This is a genomic window from Nocardioides terrae (genome assembly GCF_900112345.1).
Lineage (GTDB): Bacteria > Actinomycetota > Actinomycetes > Propionibacteriales > Nocardioidaceae > Nocardioides > Nocardioides terrae.
In genome coordinates this window covers 417,272-441,312 of sequence record NZ_FOLB01000001.1, presented here as the reverse complement: position 1 = coordinate 441,312, position 24,041 = coordinate 417,272, and the positions used below count along the sequence as shown (strand labels likewise).

The 24,041-nt window shown below is 71.7% G+C and carries 29 protein-coding genes; 13 read left to right on the top strand and 16 right to left on the bottom strand.

The annotated features are described in order from the left end of the window. Positions 1-4 precede the first annotated feature (4 nt). Both BM236_RS02105 and BM236_RS02100 read right to left on the bottom strand, forming a co-directional pair. Positions 5-1,336, bottom strand: coding sequence for a hypothetical protein (locus BM236_RS02105; RefSeq protein WP_091119591.1), 1,332 nt, complete (start codon positions 1,334-1,336; stop codon positions 5-7). Between the two features lie 7 nt (positions 1,337-1,343). After that, complete coding sequence (locus tag BM236_RS02100) at positions 1,344-1,721, bottom strand: hypothetical protein (RefSeq protein ID WP_091119589.1); 378 nt, start codon at positions 1,719-1,721, stop codon at positions 1,344-1,346. Between the two features lie 124 nt (positions 1,722-1,845). Between BM236_RS02100 and BM236_RS02095 the strand changes: the two genes are divergently transcribed. The 4 genes from BM236_RS02095 (at position 1,846) to BM236_RS18620 (ending at position 4,767) form a co-directional block, all read left to right on the top strand. Then, complete coding sequence (locus tag BM236_RS02095) at positions 1,846-3,303, top strand: WS/DGAT/MGAT family O-acyltransferase (RefSeq protein ID WP_091119587.1); 1,458 nt, start codon at positions 1,846-1,848, stop codon at positions 3,301-3,303. Continuing rightward, positions 3,303-3,650 carry a DUF6912 family protein gene (locus tag BM236_RS02090; protein ID WP_245750084.1) on the top strand — a complete coding sequence of 116 codons (348 nt, stop codon included), beginning with the start codon at positions 3,303-3,305 and terminating at the stop codon, positions 3,648-3,650. Before BM236_RS02095 ends, BM236_RS02090 begins: the two co-directional genes overlap by 1 nt. Positions 3,651-3,772: 122 nt before the next feature. Continuing rightward, entirely contained in the window at positions 3,773-4,495 is a 723-nt protein-coding gene (locus BM236_RS02085; protein ID WP_091119584.1) for a hypothetical protein, read from the top strand. Positions 4,496-4,545: 50 nt separating this feature from the next. Beyond that, entirely contained in the window at positions 4,546-4,767 is a 222-nt protein-coding gene (locus BM236_RS18620; RefSeq protein WP_139229997.1) for a hypothetical protein, read from the top strand. Here the strand turns inward: BM236_RS18620 and BM236_RS02080 are convergent. The 10 genes from BM236_RS02080 to paaZ form a co-directional block, all read right to left on the bottom strand. Next, the gene (locus BM236_RS02080; RefSeq protein WP_091119583.1) at positions 4,724-5,203 is read right to left on the bottom strand and encodes a DUF2505 domain-containing protein; all 480 of its coding nucleotides are present in this window, start codon (positions 5,201-5,203) and stop codon (positions 4,724-4,726) included. The two genes, BM236_RS18620 and BM236_RS02080, sit on opposite strands and share 44 nt — an antisense overlap. Before the next feature lie 25 nt (positions 5,204-5,228). Beyond that, positions 5,229-6,020: a tryptophan 2,3-dioxygenase gene (locus BM236_RS02075; protein ID WP_091119581.1), complete on the bottom strand. Its 792-nt coding sequence runs from the start codon at positions 6,018-6,020 to the stop codon at positions 5,229-5,231. Further along, positions 6,020-7,279 (bottom strand): kynureninase, encoded by a 1,260-nt coding sequence (gene kynU / locus BM236_RS02070; RefSeq protein WP_091119578.1) that lies wholly within the window; start codon positions 7,277-7,279, stop codon positions 6,020-6,022. The genes BM236_RS02075 and kynU overlap by 1 nt, the downstream gene beginning before the upstream one ends. Beyond that, complete coding sequence (gene kynB / locus BM236_RS02065) at positions 7,276-7,905, bottom strand: arylformamidase (protein WP_091119576.1); 630 nt, start codon at positions 7,903-7,905, stop codon at positions 7,276-7,278. The genes kynU and kynB overlap by 4 nt, the downstream gene beginning before the upstream one ends. Beyond that, positions 7,906-8,868 (bottom strand): non-homologous end joining protein Ku, encoded by a 963-nt coding sequence (gene ku / locus BM236_RS02060; RefSeq protein ID WP_091119573.1) that lies wholly within the window; start codon positions 8,866-8,868, stop codon positions 7,906-7,908. A gap of 85 nt (positions 8,869-8,953) precedes the next feature. Further along, positions 8,954-9,865: an SDR family NAD(P)-dependent oxidoreductase gene (locus BM236_RS02055; RefSeq protein ID WP_091119571.1), complete on the bottom strand. Its 912-nt coding sequence runs from the start codon at positions 9,863-9,865 to the stop codon at positions 8,954-8,956. Positions 9,866-9,951: 86 nt separating this feature from the next. Next, a complete protein-coding gene (locus tag BM236_RS18830) occupies positions 9,952-10,107 on the bottom strand; it encodes a hypothetical protein (protein WP_175507500.1) in 156 nt (51 codons plus the stop codon). Positions 10,108-10,139: 32 nt separating this feature from the next. Next, entirely contained in the window at positions 10,140-10,928 is a 789-nt protein-coding gene (locus BM236_RS02050; protein WP_091119569.1) for an enoyl-CoA hydratase/isomerase family protein, read from the bottom strand. Between the two features lie 3 nt (positions 10,929-10,931). Next, positions 10,932-11,228, bottom strand: a complete 297-nt coding sequence (locus tag BM236_RS02045) for an EthD family reductase (protein WP_139229996.1) — start codon at positions 11,226-11,228, stop codon at positions 10,932-10,934. Then, positions 11,228-13,255: a phenylacetic acid degradation bifunctional protein PaaZ gene (gene paaZ, locus BM236_RS02040; protein ID WP_245750102.1), complete on the bottom strand. Its 2,028-nt coding sequence runs from the start codon at positions 13,253-13,255 to the stop codon at positions 11,228-11,230. Before paaZ ends, BM236_RS02045 begins: the two co-directional genes overlap by 1 nt. 128 nt (positions 13,256-13,383) lie before the next feature. On the opposite strand from paaZ, the gene paaA reads away from it, so the two are divergent. Genes paaA through paaK form a run of 9 tightly spaced genes read left to right on the top strand, consistent with a single transcriptional unit; the run spans position 13,384 to position 20,632 of the window. Continuing rightward, positions 13,384-14,415 (top strand): 1,2-phenylacetyl-CoA epoxidase subunit PaaA, encoded by a 1,032-nt coding sequence (paaA, locus tag BM236_RS02030; RefSeq protein ID WP_245750083.1) that lies wholly within the window; start codon positions 13,384-13,386, stop codon positions 14,413-14,415. Continuing rightward, complete coding sequence (gene paaB, locus BM236_RS02025) at positions 14,412-14,702, top strand: 1,2-phenylacetyl-CoA epoxidase subunit PaaB (RefSeq protein WP_091119563.1); 291 nt, start codon at positions 14,412-14,414, stop codon at positions 14,700-14,702. Before paaA ends, paaB begins: the two co-directional genes overlap by 4 nt. A gap of 7 nt (positions 14,703-14,709) precedes the next feature. Next, positions 14,710-15,663: a 1,2-phenylacetyl-CoA epoxidase subunit PaaC gene (gene paaC, locus BM236_RS02020; RefSeq protein ID WP_091119560.1), complete on the top strand. Its 954-nt coding sequence runs from the start codon at positions 14,710-14,712 to the stop codon at positions 15,661-15,663. A gap of 2 nt (positions 15,664-15,665) precedes the next feature. Next, positions 15,666-16,172, top strand: a complete 507-nt coding sequence (gene paaD, locus BM236_RS02015; protein WP_091119979.1) for a 1,2-phenylacetyl-CoA epoxidase subunit PaaD — start codon at positions 15,666-15,668, stop codon at positions 16,170-16,172. A 1-nt stretch (position 16,173) separates the two neighbouring features. Then, entirely contained in the window at positions 16,174-17,262 is a 1,089-nt protein-coding gene (paaE, locus tag BM236_RS02010) for a 1,2-phenylacetyl-CoA epoxidase subunit PaaE (RefSeq protein WP_091119558.1), read from the top strand. 10 nt (positions 17,263-17,272) lie between these two features. After that, positions 17,273-18,022, top strand: coding sequence for an enoyl-CoA hydratase/isomerase family protein (locus BM236_RS02005; protein WP_091119556.1), 750 nt, complete (start codon positions 17,273-17,275; stop codon positions 18,020-18,022). Then, positions 18,019-18,867: a 3-hydroxyacyl-CoA dehydrogenase family protein gene (locus BM236_RS02000; protein WP_091119553.1), complete on the top strand. Its 849-nt coding sequence runs from the start codon at positions 18,019-18,021 to the stop codon at positions 18,865-18,867. Before BM236_RS02005 ends, BM236_RS02000 begins: the two co-directional genes overlap by 4 nt. After that, positions 18,864-19,283, top strand: a complete 420-nt coding sequence (gene paaI / locus BM236_RS01995; protein WP_245750082.1) for a hydroxyphenylacetyl-CoA thioesterase PaaI — start codon at positions 18,864-18,866, stop codon at positions 19,281-19,283. The genes BM236_RS02000 and paaI overlap by 4 nt, the downstream gene beginning before the upstream one ends. Positions 19,284-19,324: 41 nt before the next feature. Then, entirely contained in the window at positions 19,325-20,632 is a 1,308-nt protein-coding gene (gene paaK / locus BM236_RS01990) for a phenylacetate--CoA ligase PaaK (protein ID WP_091119552.1), read from the top strand. Positions 20,633-20,650: 18 nt separating this feature from the next. Here the strand turns inward: paaK and BM236_RS01985 are convergent, their stop codons facing one another. The 4 genes from BM236_RS01985 to BM236_RS01970 are packed head-to-tail and all read right to left on the bottom strand — an operon-like array spanning position 20,651 to position 24,021. Beyond that, the gene (locus BM236_RS01985) at positions 20,651-21,253 is read right to left on the bottom strand and encodes a TetR/AcrR family transcriptional regulator (RefSeq protein ID WP_091119549.1); all 603 of its coding nucleotides are present in this window, start codon (positions 21,251-21,253) and stop codon (positions 20,651-20,653) included. A 38-nt stretch (positions 21,254-21,291) separates the two neighbouring features. Further along, positions 21,292-22,062 carry a thioesterase family protein gene (locus BM236_RS01980; RefSeq protein ID WP_091119547.1) on the bottom strand — a complete coding sequence of 257 codons (771 nt, stop codon included), beginning with the start codon at positions 22,060-22,062 and terminating at the stop codon, positions 21,292-21,294. Between the two features lie 8 nt (positions 22,063-22,070). After that, complete coding sequence (locus BM236_RS01975; RefSeq protein ID WP_091119545.1) at positions 22,071-22,577, bottom strand: polyketide cyclase; 507 nt, start codon at positions 22,575-22,577, stop codon at positions 22,071-22,073. A 4-nt stretch (positions 22,578-22,581) separates the two neighbouring features. Next, complete coding sequence (locus BM236_RS01970; RefSeq protein WP_091119543.1) at positions 22,582-24,021, bottom strand: aminopeptidase P family protein; 1,440 nt, start codon at positions 24,019-24,021, stop codon at positions 22,582-22,584. Positions 24,022-24,041: the final 20 nt, after the last annotated feature.

The following is a 24,041-nucleotide window of genomic DNA, read 5'->3' as shown; positions in this document are numbered from 1 at the left end:
GCCGTCAGGCCGAGAACAGCAGCCAGAGCCCGCCGACGGTGAAGGCCACCATCGCGAAGAGCAGCGGCAGCTGCCCGGTGAGCTGGTGGCGGCGCGGGAGCAGCCTGACCGCCCGGTCGTGCGCGGCGACCACCCCGACGACGTGGCCGATCACGACGGCGAGGACCTTGGTGGTCGCCAGCAGCGTCGGGTGGTAGGCGAAGAAGTAGTCGATCTTCCAGTCGGCGGTGCCGAACCAGTTGGAGCCGTCGGAGAACGGGTCGCTGGCCTTGATCAGCGTCGCCTCGCCCGCCTCGAGCAGGTAGGAGAGGTAGTGCGCGACGACGTAGCCCACGATGATCGGCACGATCGAGTGGGTGAAGAGCCCCGGGAGCGTGCGCCGCTGGAAGCCCGGCTCGACGCCGGTCAGCATCGTGCCGGTCGCGAAGATCGCGCCGACCGCGAGGCAGAAGGCGATCAGCGCCAGGTTGTTGGCCAGCGTCAGGCCATAGCTGTGGGTGCCGATGAAGTCGTTGTTCTGGACGAACCGCACCCAGTGCGAGGAGTCCTTGAAGGAGTCGAACGCGGTCGAGCCGAAGAGCACGGCGGTCACCGCCACCAGCCCCGGGCGCGGCGTCACCGTGTCGAGGTTGGCGAGCGGGCTGCGGACGAGCAGGACGCCGTCGCGGCGGCCCCACGCCGACAGCTTGGCGACCAGCGAGCTGTAGACCTCGAACGGGTCCGCACGCTCGTAGAACGTGTTGCCGAACATCGCCCCGCCCACGAGCATCGCCGCGACGTAGATCGCGCACCAGAGCCGGACCGGGCCCAGCTCGGTGGAGTAGGGATAGACCAGCTCCATCCAGACGAACGCGAAGAGGCCGACGGCGGCCGGCCAGTGCCCGAGCCGCTCCGGATAGCGGTAGAGGCCGGTCTCCGGGTCACCGCCGGAGAGCTTGGCGAAGAAGAGGTTGATGGTGCGGACCGGGCTGATCGCCTTCCACACCGGGCCGAACAGCAGCGACAGCGGGACGAGGGCGACCCACCACCACACGTAGAAGATCCCGAACAGCGGGTTGGTCAGCAGGTCCTTGCCGAAGACGGCGACCATCGCGGTGTAGAGGAAGAGCACGAACCCGACGACGCGCCAGAGCACCCGCCACCAGGGGGCGTCGACGACCCGGCCGAGCCAGGCGGGCGCGGCGCGCCCCGACGTCGCGGCGTCGTAGCGCGGGTTGCGCCACGCGACAGCAAGGACGGTGAAGGAGACGGTCAGGGCGGCGACCGCACCGGCGATGGCGAGCTCCGGCGGGATCGGCAGGTCGCGCGCGCCACCGATCCCGTGGGCCGAGATCACCGGCGGATCACTTCACTTCGAGCTGGACGATCGTCTTCTCGAGCGCGTGCGACTCGACCTCGATGATCCCGGCGCGGTCGAAGATGGAGGCGGGGAGCTTGAGGATGGTGGTCCCCTTCGTGTACTCCAGCTCCTGCTCCGGGTCGGAGTGGACGTGGATCTCGCCGGGAGCGTCCGCCTTGACGACGAACTCGACCGGCTGGCCGACGGACACCTCGACACGGTCGCCGTTCGGCGTGACGCTGTCGCCCTCGATGGTGACGTCGATGCTCTTGGTGCTGACCTTCGAGGAGGCCGGGGCGTCGCTGTCGCTGCCGCACGCGGTGAGGGTGAGGCCGCCGGCGAGGACTGCGACGACGACGGTGAGGTGGCGCAGCTTGCGCATCGTTGCCTCTCTGGTTGAGTTCGACACACGGACGACGACGGACGGTCCACGCCCGTCGCACCTCTGGAAGAATCCCACGCGTTGCTGAGAGGGGCCCAAGAGGCCCCGGAAAGGGGTGCGTCACATGGGGGACCGCCTCACACCGCGTGACCTCGCCTTCCTGACCGACGAGCGTCCCACCGCGCCGCGACAGAACGCGACGGTCGAGATCTTCGAGCCGGGCCCGGGCGGGTTCGACTACGACGCGCTGCTGGCTCTCATCGCCGACCGCATCTCGTTCGTGCCGCGCTACCGGCAGAAGGTCCAGCTGGTGCCCGGGAGGCTGGCCAACCCGGTGTGGGCCGACGACTCCACCTTCGACCTCGAGTACCACGTCCGCCGCTCCGCACTGCCGCGCCCTGGCACGGCCGACCAGCTCCGCGACCTCGTCGCGCGGATCGTCTCCCGGCCGCTCGACCGCCACCGCCCGCTGTGGGAGATGTATCTCGTCGAGGGCCTCGAGGGTGGGCGCGTCGCCCTCCTCACGAAGGCCCACCAGGCCCTGGTCGACGGAGTGCAGACCGTCGACCTGGGCCAGCTGCTGCTCGACGTGAGCCCCGAGACCAGGCCGATGGACCCCGACGACTGGGTGCCGGGGCGTGCCCCCACGCCCGCCGGCCTGGTCGTCTCCGCGCTCCGCGATGCGCTGGCGGAGCCCCAGACGGTGCTCGACACCGCGCGCAGCACCGGCTCCCACCTCGCCCGGGAGGCGCGCCGTGCCGTCCGACGGGGCGTCGGCGCCGCCGAGCTCATGACGGGCCGCCGCCCCGAGCGGCCCACGCCGCTGAACGGCCGGCTCTCCCAGCAGCGGCGGTTCGTCACCCTCGAGGCGCGTCTCGACGACCTCCGCGCCATCCGGGCGGTGCACGGCGGGACCATCAACGACGTCGTGCTCGCCGTGATCGCCGGCGGGCTGCGGGCCTGGCTGATGACCCGGGCCGAGTCCCTCGCCGGGCTGCGGCAGGTGCGGGCCGTCGTACCCGTCTCGGTCATCGACGAGAACGAGGAGGAGACCTCCCTGGGCTCGCAGATCGCCGTGCACTTCGTCGACCTGCCGGTCGGAGAGGCCAGCCCGGTGGTCCGGCTGCACCAGGTGTCCTACTCCTTCGAGTCCCACAAGGCGACCGGCCGCGGGGTCGCCGCGAGCCGGCTCGTCTCGATCGCCGGTTTCGCGCCGACCACCTTCCACGCCGTCGGGTCGCGCGCCGCGGCCGCACAGCCGGGCGGCAGCTACCAGATCGCGGTCACCAACGTCCCCGGCCCGCAGTCGCCGCGCTACGCGATCGGCGCCGAGATGGTGGCCAGCTTTCCGGTCCCGCCGCTGACGCCGGGGCACGCCCTCGCCATCGGCGTGACCTCCTACCACGGCAGGGTGTTCCTCGGGATGACCGCCGACCGCGACCTCGTCCCCGACGCCGACATCCTCTGCCAGTGCTTCGCCGACGCGCTCGCCGAGCTGCAGGACACCGCGAGCGGCGGCCGCGGCCGGGCGCCCCGGGGTCGTCGACGCGGCAGCGGCCGCGGCGGTCAGGCGGGCTCCTGATGCGGCTCTACGTCCCCGCCACCATCGACCTGCTCGCCCGCTGGCACACCGCCGGCGAGGTCCCTGCGTCCGACCCCGGGGTGCTCGGCGCGTTCGAGCCGCCCGACGACACCGAGGACGGGGAGTACACCGCCCTGATGTCCGCGGCCGACGTGTCGGCCGACCTGCTCGCCGGTCCGGGCCGGCGGGTGGTGCTCGTGGTCGAGGCGGCGTCGCCCTCCCAGCCGGTCCCTGCCCGGAGCTGGGCGGCGGTGCACGCCGACCTCGCCGAGCGCCCCGCAGGCGCCGATCCCGACGAGGACCTCGGCTGGTTCGCGACGCAGGAGATCCCCGACCTGATCACGTGAGAGTTGGGGACTTGTCCCCATCGACTTCTCCACCTCTCCCTGCTTGGCTGTCGCTGGCACGGGCAGGACCTGCCCGCCCGGATCTGGGGATCCGGAAGTCACGATCTCAAGGGGACACATCGATGAAGAGGACCTTCCTGTCCAGGGTCGGCGGGGCCGTCGTCGCGCTCGGGCTGGGCACGGCGACGCTCGCGGCGGTCGGAACGGCCACACCTGCGAGCGCGGCGACCACGGCGACCGTGCAGTGCACCGACACGGTCCAGGTCGCGCCCAGCTACACCACGCTGGAGTTCGGCCGCACCAACAGCGTCGACGCCACGGCGAGCGGCTCGTGTCCCGGGTACACGACCGGGCGGCTCCCGTACGGCACCACCGGCAACCTCCTGATCCAGACGTCCGCCGACGGCGTGAACTGGGCCACGGTCGGCGGCAACACGTCGGCCGGCTCGGCCTATGCGAGCGTCCCGGCGACCGGCTCGGTCCTCATCCGGGCCTACCGGCCGGAGGGCACCTACACCGACGGCAGCGACGTGCTGAAGTTCCCGGCGGCTGCCTCCGCGCCGGTCCGGTTCGGCGTCTACCGCGCCGTCGACATGAAGTTCCGCGGCGGCCACGGCAGCGTGAAGACCACCTTCACGGTGAAGCCCGCGGCCTCGGTCGCCGGCCTCAAGGTGCCCGTCCAGATCAAGAAGGGCAAGCACTGGAAGAAGTACAAGAAGATCAAGTTCCACGCCAACGGCCGGTTCGTCGGTCGATTCGGCAAGACCGGTCACTACCGCCTGGTCCTGCCGACGACGCGGGGCCTCGACGGCTTCACCTACGGCTTCAAGATCTGGCGCTACTGACCGGATGACCCGCACGCCCAGGTGCGGGCGTCGCGATCTAGAGTGGACGTGTGTTCCTCGACATCGTGGCGCTCCACCTGGGCGCGCTGCATCCCTACGAGAAGGTCCTGACGCTGCTGCTGGCGTTTGGTCCGTTCGTGCTGCTCGGGATCGTGGTCGCCGTACGCCGGCGGCAGGACGCCGCCGAGGACGCCGCCGCCGAGGCGGCCCAGGAACCGGGCGAGGGCGCTAGCGAGCCAGCCACTCGCGGCCGACCTGGTTCTCCTTCTTGAAGGCCTTGACGAGGATCTCCTCGATCAGCCGCTCGAGCTTGCCGCCCACGAGCGGCACCCCGACCCGGATCTCCACCGAGACGGTCTCGATCGTCATGCCGCCTCGCTCGGCGAGCGTGATGCTGCCCTTCATGTCCCCGGGCTTGCCGGGGATGGTGATGTCGAGAGCGGCCCGGTCGTGGCTCCACTGCTCGCGCTGGACGATGTCGATGGTGTCGCCGACGATCTTCTTGGCGAAGGACGGGATCCCGGCCGACGCCTGCGAGTAGTCGATCGCGACGCTCCCGCTCCCGGTCGAGCCGGTCACGGTCACCCTGCGCGAGATCGCGTGCTGGGCGTCGCAGACCCGCTCCCGGAAGGCGGGGTCGGCCAGCATCGCGGCCACGTCGGCGAGAGGGGCGTCGTAGGTCAGCTCGTGGCTGAGGGACGTGCTCATGCGCTCATTCTGCCGGTCGCCGAGATCAGAGCTCGGTGCGCAGCCCCCACAGCTCGGGGAAGAGCACGACGTCGAGCCGGGTGCGCAGGTAGCCGACGCCGCTCGTGCCACCGGTGCCGGTCTTCGAGCCGATGATCCGCTGCACGGTGGAGACGTGGCGGAACCGCCACAGCCGGAAGGCGTCCTCGAGGTCGGTGAGCTCCTCGCCGAGCTGGTAGAGGTCCCAGTGCTTCTCGGGCTCGCGGTAGACCTCCAGCCAGGCGTGCTCGACCTGGTCGTCGGCCTCGTAGGGCTGCGTCCAGTCGCGGTCGAGCCGCGACTCGGGGATCGAGAAGCCGCGTCGGTCGAGCAGGCGCAGCGCCTCGTCGTAGAGCGAGGGCCGCTCCAGCGCCTGGCGTACGGCTGAGAGCCGCGTGTCCTGCTGGGCGTGCGGCCCCGAGACGGAGTCCGCCCAGCGCGCGTTCTTGTTACCGAGGGCGAACTCGATGCACCGGTACTGCCAGGACTGGAAGCCGCTGCCGAAGCCGAGGACGTCGCGGAACTTGCTGTAGTCCGTCGGTGTCATCGTGGCCAGGACGTCCCACGCGTGGACGAGCTGCTCCATGATCTTCGACGCCCGGGCGGTCGTCTTGAAGGCGAACGGCAGCTGGTCGCCGGCCACGGCCACGGTGGCCGCGTCGAGCTCGTGGAGCAGGAGCCTCATCCACAGCTCGCTCGTCTGGTGCTGCACGATGAACAGCAGCTCGTCGTGCTCCCCGGACAGGGGGTGCTGGGCCGCCAGCACCTCGTCGAGGTGCAGGTAGTCGCCGTAGTCCATCACGTCACCGCCAGTCTCTGGTCGAACCGTTCGTCGCGCCACTCGGCGCTCTCCATCACCTGACGCAGCTGCTCGACCGCGTCCCACACGTCGACGAAGCGCGTGTAGAGCGGGGTCACGCCGAAGCGCAGGATGTCGGGCAGGCCGTCGCTCCCGACGCGGAAGTCGCCGACCACACCGCGGGCGATCAGCGCCTGCACGATCGCGTAGCCGCCCTCGGGCCGGGACAGGCAGACCTGGCTGCCGCGACGCTCGTCGTCGCGGGGCGACTCGATCGCGAACCCGGGGACCCGTTCCTCGACGAGGTCGGCGAAGAGCCGGGTGAGCTCGAGCGACTTGCGGCGGAGGGCGGCGAGGCCGCCGTACGGCTCGGCGGCGAGGAGCGTGTCGACCCCGCACTCGAGCGCGGCGGTGGCGATCACGCCCGGCGTGCCGGAGACGTAGCGGGCGATGCCCGGCGCGGGCTCGTAGTCGGTCGTGAACGCGAACGGCGCGGCGTGGCCCATCCAGCCCGACAGCGGCTGGGCGAAGCGGTCCGCGTGCCGCGGGCTCGCCCAGACGTACGCCGGGGCGCCCGGCCCACCGTTGAGGAACTTGTAGCCGCAGCCGATCGCGAAGTCCGCCCCGGCGCCGGTGAGGTCGACGGGGACCGCCCCGGCCGAGTGGCAGAGGTCCCACACGGTGAGGACGCCGCGCTCGTGGGCCTGCGCGGTGATGCCCGCCATGTCCCACATCGCGCCCGTGCGGTAGTTGACGTGGGTCAGCATCAGCACGGCGACGCGCTCGTCGAGCCGGTCGGCCGGCTGCTCGCCGGGCTCGAGCAGGACGAGCTCGCAGCCGTGCTCGCGGGCGACCGACTGGGCGATGTAGAGGTCGGTCGGGAAGTTGGTGCGCTCGCTGACGATCACGTCGCGGCCCGGCTCGGCCAGGCCGAGGGCCGCCTTCAGCACCTTGTAGACGTTGACGCTGGTGGAGTCGGCGACGACCAGCTCACCTGCTCCGGCGCCGACGAGACGCGCGATCTTGTCGCCGACGCGGTGCGGCAGGGCGATCCAGCCCGCGCTGTTCCAGCTCTCGATGAGGGCGTCGCCCCACTCCCCGGTGACGACCTCCTGGACCCGGGCCGCGGTCGCACGGGGGAGTGCACCGAGCGAGTTGCCGTCGAGGTAGATCGTGCCCTCGGGCAGGTCGAAGAGGTCGCGCAGCGGGGCCAGCGGGTCGTCGGCGTCGCGCTTCTCGGCGTCGTTCCGGGTCGTCACACGAGCTCCCGGAGGACGGCCCGGACGGGTGCGGCGTCCGCGGTGGCGAGCTTGAGGGGGAGCGCGATGAGCTCGTAGTCACCCTCGGGAACGTCGTCGAGCAACAGGTTCTCCAGGATCCGTAGGTCATGTCGGTGGGCCGCCCGGTGCGCGTCGAGCGTCTTGCTGTCGGCGGGGTCGAGGCTGGCGCCGTCGGTGCCGACAAGGATGCCGCCCCGGCTGCCGAGCTCGTCGAGCAGGGTCGCCTCGAGGCCGGCGAAGTCGTCGTCCCAGGCGGTCGGCTGGCGGTCGTAGGTGCGGATCAGCAGCCGCGGCGGCATCGCCTCGTCGAGAGCGTGGGCGACGTCGGCCGGGGTGACGAGCGGGCGTGCGGAGGTCGCATGGACGACTCGGCAGGGGCCGAGGAACGGCGTCAGGTCGAGCGCGCCGGCCGGCGTACCGTCCGGGGCGTAGTGGAGCGGGGCGTCCGCGTGCGCGCCCGTGTGCGGCGACAGCGTCAGGCGGGCCACGTTGACGGGACAGCCCGGACCGATGCGGAAGGTCCAGCCGGCGTCGTAGGTCTGGTCACCGGGGAAGACGGGGGAGTCCACGTCGACCGTGGGGGTGATGTCCCAGAGCGTGGTCAATCAGCTGGCCTTCTTCTTCGGCGCGGCCTTCTTGGCCGTCGTCTTCTTGGCGGTCTTCTTGCTCGCGGTCTTCTTGGTCGCCGCCTTCTTCGCCGTGGCCTTGCCCGCGGACTTCTTCGCGGTGCTCGTCCTGGCCGGCTTCTCGTCGGCGTCGTCGGCGTCGTCGGCGTCCTCGCCGCGGCCCTTCTTGGCGGCGGCCACCGACCGCTGCAGCGCTGCCAGCAGGTCGACGACCTCGCCGGCGGACTTGGTGGAGGTCTCGGTGCGCTTGACCTCGCCGCCCTCCACCTTCGTCTTGACCATCGTCTCGACGGCCTCGGCGTAGTCGTCCTCGAACTCGCTGGGGTCGAAGTCACCGGCCAGCGTCTCGACGAGCATCTGCGCCATCTTCACCTCGGCCGGCTTCACCTCGCCCTCGAGATCGACGGAGAAGTCCGGGACGCGGACCTCGTCGGGCCACATCATCGTCTGGAGCACGATGACGTCGCCCTTCTCGGTCTCGCGCACCCGCAGCACGGCAGTGGTCGTCCGGTTGCGCAGGGCGACGGTGACGACGGCCATCCGGTCTGCCTCGCGCAGCGCCTCGCGCAGCAGCGCGTAGGGCTTCTTGCCAGTGTTCTCGGGCTCGAGGTAGTAGGCCTTCTCGAACAGCAGCGGATCGATCTGGTCGCTCGGCACGAACTTCTCGACCGAGATCTCCCGGCTCGACGTGGAGGGCAGGGCCGCCATGTCGTCGTCGGAGAGGACGACCATCTCGCCGTCCTCGGTCTCATAGCCCTTCGCGATGTCGGAGTAGGGCACCTCCTCGCCGTCGATCGAGCAGACCCGCTGGTAGCGGATCCGTCCGCCGTCGGTCACGTGGACCTGACGGAAGGAGACGTCGTGCGACTCGGTCGCCGCGTAGAGCTTGACCGGCACGCTCACCAGGCCGAAGGAGACCGCGCCCTTCCAGATCGCTCGCATGCGGACCAGTATCCCGCTACGGCGTCCAGCGTGCTTGTTCCGGGCACGCGTGGCTTGCCGGCCGCACCCCTGGGCCTGAGCGCGCTCAGCCCCAGAAGTGCGGCCACCGACCGGCGACGGCCTCGCCGTCCGCGTTGGGCACGAGCACGTTGCCCGGGTTGGGTGCCACCTCTGCCCGGCCCAGTCCGAACGTCGTGAGCAGCGGGCTGACCATCCGGTCGAAGAGCGGCGGTGCCAGGCGGTAGCCGGCGACCATCACGGCGTTGAAGATCCCGACGTTGCGGTCGCGTCGCGGGCGGTCGATCGCGTCGACACAGCGCGCGGCGACCCGGTCGGCGCTCACGATGGGCGGCGGCGGGGTGCCTCCGTGACCCGAGTAGCTCGCCGCCTGGTCGTAGATCGGCGTGTTGACGCTGCCGGGGGAGACGACGCTGACGTGCACGTCCGGACTGGTGCGGGCCTCGATCTGAAGCACGCGGGCCAGCCCGTAGGCGCCCCACTTGGTGGCGCAGTAGGAGCTCATCAGCGGCGTCACGATCTTCCCGAGCACCGATCCGACGAGCACGAGCGACCCTCCGCCGGCGCGGTCGAACATCAGCAGGGCGCAGCGCGCGACGTTCGCGGTGCCGATGAAGTTGGTGCGGACCGCTCGGTCGAACACCTCCGCCGGCACGTCCTGGAACCGCCCGTAGGCGACCACCGCCGCCGAGTGGATGACGGCGTCCAGGCCGCCGTACCTGCTCTCCGCCTCGGCGAACAGTCGCTCGACGGCCTCTCGCTCACCGACGTCGGTCGCGCACACGAGCACGTCGCGGGCACCCCGCGCCCGGCACTCGTCGGCGACCTCCTCGAGGACGTCCTGCGACCTCGACGCGAGGACCAGGCGTGCGCCTTCACCGGCCAGTCGGTGCGCCGTCGCTCGACCGACGCCCGACGAGGCGCCGGTGATCAGGACGCGCCTCGCTCGTTCCCCCGCGCCGTTCCTCGGGTCGCCCATCAGGTCGCCACCGCCACAGGTCCTCCGAACTCAGCTCCGTCCCGAAGCGGTAGCCCGTGGTCGCGCGGGGCAAACGAAGGCCCGGCTCACGCGCCTCCGGCGAGCCGCTCGATCACCCGCTCGATGCGGACGATCCCGAGCAAGCGTCCGCCGTTGTCGGTGCAGACCAGCGGATGGAACCGCGACGCGCGCTCGCGCACGATGGCGCGGCGGGCCGCGTCGGCGTCGCGCTCGGCGCGCACCTGCTCCAGGAGCCGAGCCGGCCGGGTGCGGCTCAGCGACCGGTGAAGGTCGGCCTCGCCTTGCTCATGAAGGCGTCGACGGCGTTGCGGTGGTCCTCCGTCGCGCCGCACCGGACCTGGGCCTCGGCCTCCGCGGCCAGGGTCTCGGCGAGGCTGAGCTGGGACGCCGCGGCGAGGAGCCGCTTCGACTCGGCGTACGCCGTGGTGGGACCGGACGCGAGCCGGGCTGCCAGGGCGGCCGCCGTCGACGCGACCTCCTCCGCGGCGACCACCTGACCGCTGATGCCCCACCCGACGGCGTCGGCGGGCTTGAAGGTGGTGCCGAGCAGGACGAGCTCGCGAGCACGGGACTCGCCGACCGAGCGGGTCAGCGTCGCCGACAGCCCGGAGTCGCAGGTGAGGCCGATCCCGGTGAAGGCGGTCCCGAGCGTGGCGTCCTCGGCGAAGACGCGCAGGTCGCAGGCCAGCGCCAGGCCGAGCCCGGCGCCGACGCAGGTGCCGTGAACTGCCGCCACCACCGGCTTCGGCATCGTGGCGAGGGCCTCGACGATCGGGGAGTAGTGCTCCTCGACGGTGCGGAAGGCGCCCTCCGCCCCGTCCGCGGCGAGCCGGGCGGCGTGCTCGGCCAGGTCCTGCCCCACGCAGAAGGCCGGGCCCTCGGCGGCGAGCACGACGGCCCGGACCGTGTCGTCGCCGCCGACCTCGGTGACCGCCGCGAGAAGCGCGGTCTTGAGGGTCTCGTCGAGGGCGTTGCGCTGGGCGGGCCGGTTCAGCGTCACGGTGGCGACGTCGCCGTCACGGGTGACCAGGCTCGACGGCACGCCTCAGACCTCTTCCACGGAGCCGGAGAACATCGTCCGCCGGGCCACGTCGTAGGTCTCGGCGTCCGCGCGGGTCGCGGCCATCTCCTCCGACGCCTGACCGGCCTTCAAGCCGTCGAGGTCGGCGAACCACAGCTCGGCGACCAGGTAGGGGGTGTCCTCGCCGCCGCGCGGACGGGTGAGCGTGAAGCGCTCGAGCCCCGGGATCGCCTTGACGAGGGGGACGTGCCGCTCGCGGTAGGTCGCCTCGAAGGACGGCCCGTCGGACGGGTCGAAGTACTGCACGGTGACGCGCTGCATCAGTCGGTCCACTCCTTGCTCACGAGCGTCAGGACGTCGTAGGTCGCCACCGGTTCGCCATCCTGGTTGACGACGACGGCGTCCCACCGGACCTCACCGTAGTCGGCACTGGTCCGCGGGGTGATCTGCTTGACCGTCAGCGTGACGGCGATCGAGTCGTCGGCCTTCACCGGCGTGAGGAACCGCAGGTTGTCGACGCCGAAGTTCGCGAGCACCGGCCCCGGGTTCGGCTCCACGAAGAGGCCCGCGGCGAGCGAGACGACCAGGTAGCCGTGGGCGACGATGCCACCGAAGAGAGGGTTCTTCGCTGCGGCCTCGGGGTCGGTGTGGGCGTAGAACGTGTCGCCGGTGAACTCGGCGAAGTGGTCGATGTCGGCCAGGGTCACGGTCCGCGGCGCGGAGGCGATCGTGTCGCCGATCCGCAGCGAAGCCAGGCTCTTGCGGAACGGGTGGACGCCGTCGTCGTTACGCGCCGACCCGGCGGTCCAACGGCCGGTGATCGCGGTCAGCATGTCGGGTGAGGCCTGGATCGCGGTGCGCTGCATGTAGTGGAGCACCGCGCGTACGCCGCCCAGCTCCTCGCCGCCGCCGGCCCGGCCGGGCCCGCCGTGGACGAGGACGGGAAGCGGGGAGCCGTGGCCGGTGGACTCAGCGGCGTCGTCGCGGTCCAGCACGAGGATGCGGCCGTGCCACGGTGCCGCGCCGAGGACCACCCGGCGAGCGACGTCGGGGTCGTGGGTGGCGAGCGAGCCGACCAGGCTGCCCTTGCCCTGGGCGGCGAGCCGGACGGCGTGGTCGACGTCATCGTAGGCGATGAGCGTGCTGACCGGCCCGAACGCCTCGACGTCGTGCGGCTCGACGGCGCCGTCGGCGGCCTTGAGCAGCACGGGGGAGATGAAGGCGCCCCGCTCGGGGTCCGCGTCGACGGTGTCGACGCGGTCGGGGTTGCCGAAGACGATCTCGGCAGAGGCGCGCAGCGACTGGATGGCCTTGCGGACCTCCTCGCGCTGGTCGAGGCTGACCAGGGCGCCCATCCGGACGCCCTCGGCGCGCGGGTTGCCGACGGTGACCTTCGCGAGCCGGGCGGAGATCGCCTCGGCGACGGCGTCGGCCCGGTCGCGCGGCACGAGGACGCGCCGGATCGCCGTGCACTTCTGGCCGGCCTTGACCGTCATCTCGGTGACGACGCCCATGACGAACAGGTCGAACTCGGGGTCGTCGACGGCGACGTCGGGCCCGAGGATCGAGCAGTTGAGGGAGTCGGCCTCGACGCCCAGCTGCACGCCGCCGTGCAGGACGTTGGTGTGGTTGCGGAGGAGGCCGGCGGTGTGCGCGGAGCCCGTGAAGGCGACCTGGTCCTGCACGGTCAGCTCGTCGAGCAGGCCCTGGGGGCTGCCGCACAGCAGCTGGAGGGCGCCTTCCGGGAGGAGGCCGGCGTCGATGATCCGGCGTACGACGGCCTCGGTGAGGTACGCCGTCTGGGCGGCCGGCTTCACGATGGTCGGCGCACCCGCCAGGACGGCCGGGGCGAGCTTCTCGAGCATGCCCCAGACGGGGAAGTTGAAGGCGTTGATCTGAACGGCTACGCCGGGGCGGCTCGTGTAGATGTGCTGGCCCAGGAAGGTTCCAGCGCGGCCCAGCCGCTCGGTGCCGCCGTCGAGGTAGACGGTGTCGTTGGGCATCTCGCGGGTGCCCTTGCTGGCCATCGAGAACACCGTGCCGATGCCGCCGTCGATGTCGACCGCGGAGTCCCGGGCGGTCGCGCCGGTGGAGTAGGAGAGCTCGTAGAACTCGTCCTTGCGCGTCATCAGGTCCTTGGCGACCGCCTTGAGCAGAGCGGCCCGCTCGTGGAAGGTCAGCGCCTGCAGGGCCGGCGCGCCGACCGTGCGGGCGTGCTGCACCATCGCGCCGAGGTCCAGCCCGGTCGAGCTGATCCGGCTGATCTCCTCGCCGGTCACCGCGTCGAGGACGGGTCGGCCCTCGTCGTCGGCCCGGAACCAGCGCCCGGCGGCGTAGCTCTCCAGCATTCCAGTCACAGGTGGCTCCATCCCTCGGCTTCCGGGCAGGACGGCGTCACGCCCTTGCGTGGCCCGGCGTACGCGTGTCAAGGTATAACAGACCGCTCGGTCAGTAAACCCTGCGACGAGGAGGAATCGTGCCGACCACGGACACCGAAACCGGCATGGCGCCAGACCCGACCGCCGAGCGCGCTCTGCTCGAGCAGTTCGACGCGATCGTCGAGCGCAACGACCGCGTCGAGCCTCGCGACTGGATGCCCGAGGGCTACCGCAAGACGCTGATCCGACAGGTCGCCCAGCACGCCCACTCCGAGATCATCGGCATGCAGCCCGAGGGCAACTGGATCAGCCGCGCGCCGTCGCTGCGCCGCAAGGCCATCCTGCTCGCCAAGGTGCAGGACGAGGCCGGCCACGGGCTCTACCTCTACTCCGCGACCGAGACCCTCGGCCCCTCCCGCCAGGAGCTCACCGAGATGCTGCTGGCCGGCAAGCAGAAGTACTCCTCGATCTTCAACTACCCGACGCTCTCCTACGCCGACGTCGGCACGATCGGCTGGCTCGTCGATGGTGCCGCGATCTGCAACCAGGTGCCGCTGTGCCGGACGTCGTACGGCCCCTACGGCCGGGCGATGATCCGCGTCTGCAAGGAGGAGTCCTTCCACCAGCGGCAGGGCTACGAGCTGCTCATGACGATGATGCAGGGCACCGACGAGCAGCGCGCGATGGTGCAGGAGTCGGTGAACCGGTTCTGGTGGCCGGCGCTGATGATGTTCGGGCCGCCCGACGACGAGTCCCCGAACACCGCCCAGTCGATGGCCTGGGGCATCAAGCGCAACACCAACGACGACCTCCGCCAGCGCTTCGTCGACATGAGCGTCCCGCAGGCCGAGGCCCTCGGCGTCACGCTGCCCGACCCGGAGCTGCGCTGGAACGAGGAGCGCGGCCACCACGACTTCGGCCAGCCCGACTGGGACGAGTTCATGCAGGTCGTCAAGGGCAACGGCCCGTGCAACGCCCAGCGGCTCGCGCACCGCCGCCGCGCCCACGAGGACGGCGCGTGGGTCCGTGAGGCGGCGCTCGCGTTCGCGGACAAGTCGGGTGGTCTCGACACACCCGCGCTCGTTCCTCGCGAGGGCTACTCGACCAGCGAAACGGAGGAGGTCCGATGAGCGACAGGCGCGAGTGGCCCCTCTACGAGGTGTTCGTGCGCGGCAAGCGCGGTCTGAACCACGTCCACGTCGGCTCGCTCCACGCGCCCGACGACGACATGGCCATCCGGCACGCCCGTGACGTCTACACCCGCCGCAACGAGGGCGTCAGCATCTGGGTCGTGAGGTCCGCCGACATCACGGCGTCCAGCCCCGACGAGAAGGATCCGCTCTTCGCTCCGTCGGGCGACAAGGTCTACCGACACCCCACCTTCTACGACATCCCCGACAACGTCCCCCACATGTGAGCAGCTGATGTCGCACTCGACCCCCGACCCCAACGCCGCCGCGGGCAACGTCTACGACGGCCTGCTCGAGCACCACGACGTCGCCGGGGACGACTCCCAGTGGGCCTTCGGCACCGACTTCGAGGACCCGCTCGCCGGCGTCGACACCACCGTCCCCGACGACGTCGACGCCCACGAGCTGGCGACCTACTGCCTGATGCTCGGCGACGACGCGCTCGTTCTTTCCCAGCGCATCTCCGAGTGGTGCAGCAACGCCCCGGACCTGGAGGAGGACATCGCGCTGGCCAACATCGCCCTCGACCTCCTGGGCCAGGCGCGGCTGCTCCTGGCGCGGGCCGCCGCGGCCGACCCCTCCGTCGTCCCGACCCTGCCCGAGGGGTCGCCCGTCCCGGCCGAGGACGCGCTCGCCTTCTTCCGCGACGCCGGCCAGTTCCGCAACCTGCGGATCACCGAGGTGCCGAACGGTGACTTCGCCCACGTGGTCGTGCGGACGCTGCTGTTCGCAACCGTCCGGCTCTCGCTGTTCACCCGGCTGGCCGAGAGTCGCGACCCGGTGCTCGCCGCCATCGCGGCGAAGGGGGTCAAGGAGCTGACCTACCACCGTGACTACGCCGGTCGCTGGTTCCTCACCCTCGCCCAGGGGACCGACGAGTCGCGCCGCCGGCTCACGGCCGCGCTGGCCGAGCTGTGGCCGCTGTTCGGCGAGCCGCTCTCGACCCACCCCGTCGAGGCCGGCGTCGCCGCTGCCGGCGTCGGTGTCGACCCGGCCGCCGTGGCCGACGAGGTCGACGTCGTGCTGGAGCAGGTCTTCGCCGTCAGCGGCGTCGACCGGCCCGGCGCCGCGCCGCTCGCAGGCGTCCAGGGGCGCACCGGCCGCGACGGGCTGCACACCGAGGCGCTCTCCCGGATGCTCGCCGAGATGCAGGTGGTCGCCCGCGCCCACCCGATGGGGAAGTGGTGAGCATGCCGACCGCGACCGCGACCGCCACGACGGCGTACGACATCGCGGCCTCGGTCACCGACCCCGAGATGCCGATGCTGACCCTCGAGGACCTCGGGGTGCTCCGTGGCGTCCGCGAGTCCGGCGGCCGGGTCGTCGTCACCATCACGCCGACCTACTCCGGGTGCCCCGCGATGGCGACGATGCGCGACGACCTCGTGCACAAGCTGACCGACGCCGGGTACGACGCCCGCGTCGAGGTGGCGCTCAGCCCGGCGTGGTCCAGCGACTGGATCAGCGAGCGCGGACGGGCGGCTCTCCGTGCGCACGGGCTGTCGGCGCCGGGCAGGGCGCCCAGCGCCGACGGCCCGATCGCGCTGAACCTGTCGCCGACCCGCCGCCGGCTGACCTGCCCGCGGTGCGGCTCCGCGCAGGTCGAGCTGACCTCGGAGTTCGGCGCCACCGCCTGCAAGGCGCTCTACCGCTGCACGGCGTGCCTCGAGCCGTTCGAGCACGTGAAGGAGATCTGAGATGACCGTCGTCGAGACCGCCCCTCGCTCCGCCAGGACGGCCGCCTTCCACACCCTCACCGTGGCAGCTGTCGAGACGCTCTGCGAGGACGCCGCGGCCGTCACCTTCGACGTGCCCCCGGAGCTGGCCGAGGACTACGCCTTCCTGCCCGGGCAGTCCCTCACGCTGCGGCGCACCGTCGGCGGTCGCGAGGAGCGGCGCTCCTACTCCATCTGCGCGCCCGTGGGCGCCCGTCCCCGGATCGGCGTCCGCGAGATCCCGGACGGGCTGTTCTCGACGTGGCTGGTCCACGACGTCCGGCCTGGCGACGAGATCGAGGTGCAGGTCCCGACCGGCAGCTTCACCGCCGACCCGCGCGCCGGTGGTCGACACCTGTGCATCGCGGCCGGCTCCGGCATCACGCCCATGCTGTCGATCGCGACCTCGCTGCTGACGCACGGCGACGCCGAGGTCGCGCTGCTCTACGGCAACCGGACGAGCGGGTCGGTCATGTTCGCCGAGGACCTGGGTGACCTCAAGAACGCCTTCGGGTCGCGGCTGCAGCTGGTCCACGTGCTCTCCCGAGAGCCCCGGGACGCCGAGCTCTTCTCCGGTCGCCTCGACGCCGACCGGATCCGGCGGATCCTCGACGTCCTGCTGCCCGTCGAGCAGTTCGACGACGTCTGGCTCTGCGGCCCCTTCGCCATGATCAACGACGCGCGCGAGGTGCTCACCGAGCTCGGTGTCGCGGCCGACCGGATCCACTTCGAGCTCTTCTACGTCGACGAGCCGCCGCCGGAGCTCAAGCGCCTCGACCGCGTCTACGACGGTGCCACCACCGACGTCACCATCGTCCTCGACGGCCTCTCCGCCACCGCCGCCCTGCCGCGCGACCAGAGCATCCTCGACGCCGCACAGGCGTCCCGCTCCGACCTCCCCTTCGCCTGCAAGGGCGGCGTGTGCGGCACCTGCCGCGCCAAGGTCACCGACGGAGTGGTCGACATGCGGCGCAACTACGCCCTCGAGCCCGCCGAGGTCGACGCCGGCTTCGTGCTCACCTGCCAGTCCTACCCCGTCGGAGACTGCGTCACCGTCGACTTCGACGCCTGAGAGGAACGACGTGACCGGAACTGCCGTCCTGCTCGAGGAGCAGCCCGACCGCGTGCTGCTCCGCCTCAACCGGCCGGAGGTCCGCAACGCCATCGACCAGCAGATGGTCGACGAGCTGCACCGGGCGTGCGCGATCCTCGAGGCCGAGCCGCGGGTCGCCCTGATCGTCGGTGAGGGCGGTGGCTTCGCTGCCGGCGCCGACATCGGCCAGCTGCGGGAGCGGCGCCGCGACGACGCCCTGCGCGGCATCAACTCCGGTCTCTTCGACCGCATCCGCCGCCTGCCGATGCCGGTCATCGCGCTGGTCGACGGCTACGCGCTGGGCGGGGGAGCCGAGCTCGCCTACGCCTGCGACTTCCGCATCGGTACGCCGACCACCAGGATCGGCAACCCGGAGACCGGGCTCGGCATCCTCGCCTCCGCCGGCGCGGCCTGGCGGCTCGCCGAGCTGGTGGGGGAGCCGCTCGCCAAGGAGATCCTGCTGACCGGCCGCGTGCTCGACGCCGACGAGGCGCGGGCCGTGCGGCTGCTCAACGAGGTCGTCGAGCGGGACGAGCTCCTGGCGGCCGGGCACCGCTGGGCCGACTCGATCGCGAAGCAGGCGCCGCTCGCCGTACGCCTCACCAAGGCCGTCTTCCACGCGCCACGGGAGGCGCACCCCTTCGTCGACGACCTCGCCCAGGCCATCCTGTTCGAGACCGCCGACAAGCACGAGCGGATGACCGCGTTCCTCGACCGCCGAAAGGACTCCCAGCGATGACCTCCACCCTCCCCAGCGAGGTCGGCGTCTACGGGGGAGGACGCATGGGTGCGGGCATCGCCCACTCCTTCCTCGTCTCCGGCTCGTCCGTCACCGTCATCGAGGCGACCGCCGACGCCGCCGAGCAGGCGCGGCAGCGGGTGCTCGACAGCCTGACCACCGCCCGCGAGCGCGGCAAGCTCGGCGGTGACCTGGGCAGCTACACCGCGCGGCTGCGGGTCAGCGACGACGCCGGTGCGCTGGCCACGGCCGAGCTCGTCGTGGAGGCGGTCCCCGAGGACGTCGACCTGAAGGCACAGGTCCTCACCGGCATCGAGGCCGCTGCTCCGGAGGCGGTGCTCGCGACCAACACCAGCTCGCTCTCCGTCGACGGGCTCGCCGGGCGGCTGGCCCGTCCGGACCGGTTCCTCGGCCTGCACTTCTTCAACCCCGTCCCGGCCAGCGCGCTGGTCGAGATCGTCGTCGGCGCCACGACCGACGCCGGCCTCGTCGGCCGGGCGCAGGGCTGGGTCGAGGCACTGGGCAAGACCGCGATCACCGTCACCGACTCGCCCGGCTTCGCGTCGAGCCGGCTGGGCGTCGCCATCGCGCTGGAGGCGATGCGCATGCTCGAGGAGGGCGTCGCGTCCGCCGCCGACATCGACACCGCCATGACCCTCGGCTACCGCCACCCCGTCGGGCCGCTGCGCACGAGCGACATCGTCGGGCTCGACGTACGCCTGGCCATCGCCGAGCACCTCGCCCGCGAGGTGAGCCCCCGCTTCGAGCCGCCGCAGATCCTCCGCGACCTCGTCGCGGCCGACAAGCTCGGCCGCAAGACCGGAGAGGGGTTCTACCGGTGGTGACCGATGCGCTGCCCGACCCGCTCGACACCTCCCGCACGATGTGGGCCGACGACCCGGCCTCGCGCGCGCTCGGCATGGAGCTCCTCGACCTCGGGCCCGGCTGCGCCGTGGTCGCGATGACGGTCCGCGAGGACATGGTCAACGGCTACGGGATCGCCCACGGTGGCCTGGTCGCCGCACTCGCCGACAGCGCCTTCGCCCTCGCGTGCAACTCGCGCGGGCGGATGACCGTCGCGTCGGGCTTCGACGTGAGCTTCCTCGAGGCCGGCCGGCTCGGCGACCGGCTCGTCGCGACCGCGGACGAGACCGCGCTGCGCGGCCGGTCCGGGATCTACGACGTCACGGTCCACCGCGAGCCCGACGGTGGGACGGTGGCGGTCTTCCGCGGCCGCAGCCGGACCATCGCGCGCGACTGAGCACCCGAACACGTACGACAGCTCGACCGACAGGAGCGACCATGCAGGACCTCAGCCCCCAGCCCGGTGACCTGGAGCCGATCGAGACCGCCTCGGTCGACGAGCTGCGGAGCCTCCAGACCGAGCGCCTGCGCTGGTCGGTGCGTCATGCCTACGAGAACGTGCCGCACTACCGCGCGTCGTTCGACCGGGCCGGCGTGCATCCCGGTGACATCAAGGACCTGTCCGACCTGGCGATGCTGCCCTTCACCGTGAAGGCGGACCTGCGGGAGAACTACCCGTTCAAGATGTTCGCGGTTCCTCGTGAGGAGGTCGTCCGCATCCATGCATCCTCGGGGACCACCGGCAAGCCGACCGTGGTCGGCTACACGCGCGACGACATCGACGCGTGGGCGACGGTCGTGGCGCGCAGCATCCGTGCTGCCGGCGGCCGTGCCGGTCACCTCCTCCACAACGCCTACGGCTACGGCCTGTTCACCGGCGGGCTGGGGGCGCACTACGGCGCCGAGAAGCTCGGTTGCACGGTCATCCCCGTCTCGGGCGGCATGACGGAGCGCCAGGTGCAGCTCATCCAGGACTTCCGCCCCGACATCATCATGGTGACCCCGTCCTACATGCTCTCCGTGATCGACGAGATGGAGCGTCAGGGGATCGACCCGCGCAGCACCTCGCTCAAGGTCGGCATCTTCGGCGCCGAGCCGTGGACCAACGACATGCGGCGCGAGATGGAGGAGCGCCTCGACATGCACGCCGTCGACATCTACGGACTCTCGGAGGTCATGGGCCCGGGCGTGGCGAGCGAGTGCGTCGAGACGAAGGACGGACTCCACATCTGGGAGGACCACTTCTATCCCGAGATCATCGACCCGGTCACGGGCGAGGTGCTGCCCGACGGCGAGGTGGGTGAGCTGGTCTTCACCTCGCTGACGAAGCAGGCGATGCCCGTCATCCGCTACCGGACGCGAGACCTCACCCGGCTGCTGCCCGGCACGGCGCGGACCATGCGCAGGATGGAGAAGGTCACCGGGCGCACCGACGACATGATCATCCTGCGTGGCGTGAACCTGTTCCCGACCCAGATCGAGGAGCTCGTCCTGGCGACGCGCGAGCTGTCGCCGCACTTCCAGTGCGTGCTCGGCCGCGACGGGATCCTGGACAACATGACCGTCCGGGTGGAGCGCCGCGAGTCGGCGTCCGCCGAGGATGCGCGGCAGGCGGGCGCGCTCCTCCAGCGGCAGATCAAGAACTCGATCGGCGTCACGGTCGCGGTCGACGTGGTCGAGCCGGCCGGCATCGAGCGGTCGGTCGGGAAGATGCGCCGGATCGTCGACCAGCGGCCGCCGCGCTGAGCGCTGGGTCCCGTCGGTTCAGGCCCTGACGAGCCCGTCGAAGGCCAGGGCGGCGACGGTCGAGGCGAGCTGATCGGCCGAGATCTCGCCGTTCGGGCGGTACCACTCGACGAGCGAGTTGACCATGCCGAACAGCAGCCGGCTCAGCACGTCCGGGTCGAGGTCGGCGCGCAGCGCTCCCTCCTCCACCGCCTCGTTGACGAGACTGGCCAGGGCACGGTCGATCCGGCGCCGTCGCCTCAGTGCGGCCACCTCGGTGTCGCTGTTCCCGTGCACGCGCAGGAGCAGCGTGACGGCCGACTGGTGCGCGACCAGCACCTCCACGCTCCGGCGTACGACGTCGCGCAGCCGTTCGGAGGCCGGGCCGGTGCCCCTGGTGGCGGCGTCCACGGCGCTGTCGAGCTCGTCCAGAGCCTCGTCCAGCACCTCGGCGAGCAGCTGCTCCTTGCTGCTGACGTGGTGGTAGACCGCCGACTTGGTGACGTTGAGCGACTTCGCGATGTCGTCGATGCTGGTGGCGTCGTACCCCTTGCGGATGAAGAGGGCGACCGCAGCCCGCAGCACGGCGTCCCGGTCGTGCCCCGGTCGGCCGCGTCGAGAGCGTGTGATCGCTTCAGTCACAGCCGAAGCCTGTCACACCGCCGGGCTGGCGCACCCGGTCAGAGCGGCCGGACGGTGAGCGTCTGGGCGAGCGTCCCCAGCGGGCCGCCGGAGTCGTGGAGGACGCTGCTGGTCAACCCGTGGCCGTCCGGGCCGAACGTGACGGTCGTGTCGAAGCCCAGCCATCCGGGCGCGGGCGTCCGGACGAGGTGCGCGGTCAGGTCGACGTTGGGGAAGAGGACCTCGGACGGGCTGGCTCGCACCGTCATCCCGTTGGCGATGTCGAGGAGCCCGGCGGCGCTGGCGAGCGGACTGGTCTCCTCGTCGAGCAATGGGACGTCGGTGCGGACCCAGTAGCGGGCCCGGCCGGGCGCGGTCTCGTCCCGCCGGAGCTGCGCCGAGGCGATGAAACCGCCCGGCCACACCGTGGTCGGGTCCCAGGCCGGCAGCGAGCCGGGCTCCGGCAGAGCCGGCAGGTGGGTGCCGCTGAGGTCGGTGGTGTCGCCGCGCGCCAGCAGCCACGCCCGCAGGACGACCGCCGGCCGGCCGGCATGGCTGAGCACGGCCTCGACGAGCTCGATGGTCCGGCCCGGCCGGACGACCCGGACGTCCACCTCGCACTCGGCCATGGGCAGCACACCGAGGATGTCGAAGGAGAGCCGCGAGACCGCCAGGGCATCGCCACCGCGGCGCTGACGGTGGTCCCCCTCGACGGCGTGCGTCATCACGCCGAGCGCGGGTGCGACGTGCTGCTCGTCGGTCCGCCACGCGCCGCTGACGTGCTCGGTCGGGGTGAAGGCGTTGTCGCCGGTGCGGAGGAAGTAAGGCACGCGGCAGGCTATCCAGTGGGTGCCGGGCGCTCCGCGAGGCCCTTGAGGTTGAGCAGCTGCCGGCGCGCCATCACCAGGTCGCCGACGGCGAGCAGCGGCGCCGCCCAGCGTGACGGGCAGGCGACCACCTTCAGCAGCAGCCGCGTGGAACCGGCGGCGGACGGCTCCAGCACGTAGGACATCAGCGCGCCCATGATCGTCGCCGTCAGCTGATGACCCGGGTCGACGGAGAGGATCCTGCCCTGCGGCCGCCCTCCGACGGCCGTGAACGGCTCGCCGACCGTCGGCTCGGCCAGCCCGACCAGCGATCGCGGCGAGCGACGGCCGCGGTTGTCGATCCAGTCGTAGGAGTACGGCGCCAGCCGCACCTGGGCCAGCCAGGGCCACACCGCCTCCGGCGACGCGGCGACCGACACGCCCCGCCACGCCTGCAACGTCGGCGAGTCGACCAGGGCGTCGCACGGATAGGGCCGGCGTACGTCGGCGTCGGTGACGCCCCACCGATCGCCGATCATCTGCTCAGCCGGTCAGCGACGCCATCCAGGCCTCGACGTCGGCCGAGGAGCGGGGGAGCGAGCCGGACAGGTTCTCGGCGCCGTCGGCGCGTACCACCACGTCGTCCTCGATGCGGATGCCGATGCCGCGCAGCTCCTCGGGGACGAGCAGGTCGTCCTCCTGGAAGTAGAGGCCGGGCTCGACGGTGAGCACCATCCCCTCGGCGAGCGTGCCCTCGGCGTAGGCCTCCTTCGAGGCGACGCCGCAGTCGTGCACGTCGAGGCCGAGCATGTGGCTCACGCCGTGCAGGGTCCAGCGCGAGTAGACCTTGCTGTCCTCGTCGAGCGCCTCGTCGACCGGGACCGGCAGCAGGCCCAGGTCGTCGAGGCCGTGCGCGAGCACGTCGACGGCGGCGTGGTGCGCCGCGCGGAAGGCGGCGCCGGGCCGGACCGCCGCGAGCCCGGCCTCCTGCGCACGGAAGACGAGGTCGTAGAGGTCGCGCTGCAGCGGCGTGTAGGTGCCCGACACCGGCAGCGTCCGGGTCACGTCGGCGGTGTAGAGGTTGCGGCCCTCGACACCCATGTCGAGCAGCACCATCGTGCCGGGCGTGATCGGCCCGGTGTTGTCGATCCAGTGCAGCGTCGTGGCGTGCGAGCCGCCGCCGACGATCGAGTCGTAGCCGATGTCGTTGCCCATGGCCCGGGCACGGCGGAAGAACGTGCCCTCGATCCAGCGCTCGCCGAACTCGAGCACCCGCGGCCACTCACGCACGGAGTCCTCGAAGCCGTACGCCGTGATGTCGCACGCCTCCTGGAGCTGGGCGATCTCCCAGTCGTCCTTGACCAGCCGCAGCTCCGAGGCCACCCGGGAGAGCTCGTCGTCACGGGTCTCGTCGGGGGAGACCAAAGCGTCGACGTAGGAGTCTCTGCCCCTCAGCACGCGTGTCTTGGTGGTCGCCTTGGTCTGAAGGAGGGAGGACAGGTCGCTGATGTGCCGGACCTCGATGCCGAGCGAGTCGGAGATCTCGCGCGCCGACGGACGCCGGCCGACCCACAGCTCGCCGTAGACGCGGTCGCGGAAGAACTCGTCGGTGTCCCGGGAGGAGCGAGGCCGCGCGTAGAGCACCGAGGAGCCGTCCGGCTCGACCACCAGGACGGCGTCGGAGGTCTGGTTGCCGGTGAAGTAGGTGTGCGCGGTGTCGGGCCGGAACCGGTAGTCGGTGTCGTAGGAGCGGACCTTGAAGCCGCCCGCGGGCAGCACCAGGCGCTCACCCGGGAACGCGTCGGCCAGCCGGGCCCGCCGCGCGGCGGCGTACGCCGTCACGGGGTGTGCCGGGAGGTCCAGCTCCCGGTCGCCCCAGCCCTGCCGCATGAACGCCGACCACGCCTCCGGGACGGAGGGGTCGTGCGACTCGGTCGCAGGCTTCGCGGGACGCTGTGTCGTGACCGGAGTCTCCTCACCCATGGGCACACTCTAGGCCGCGT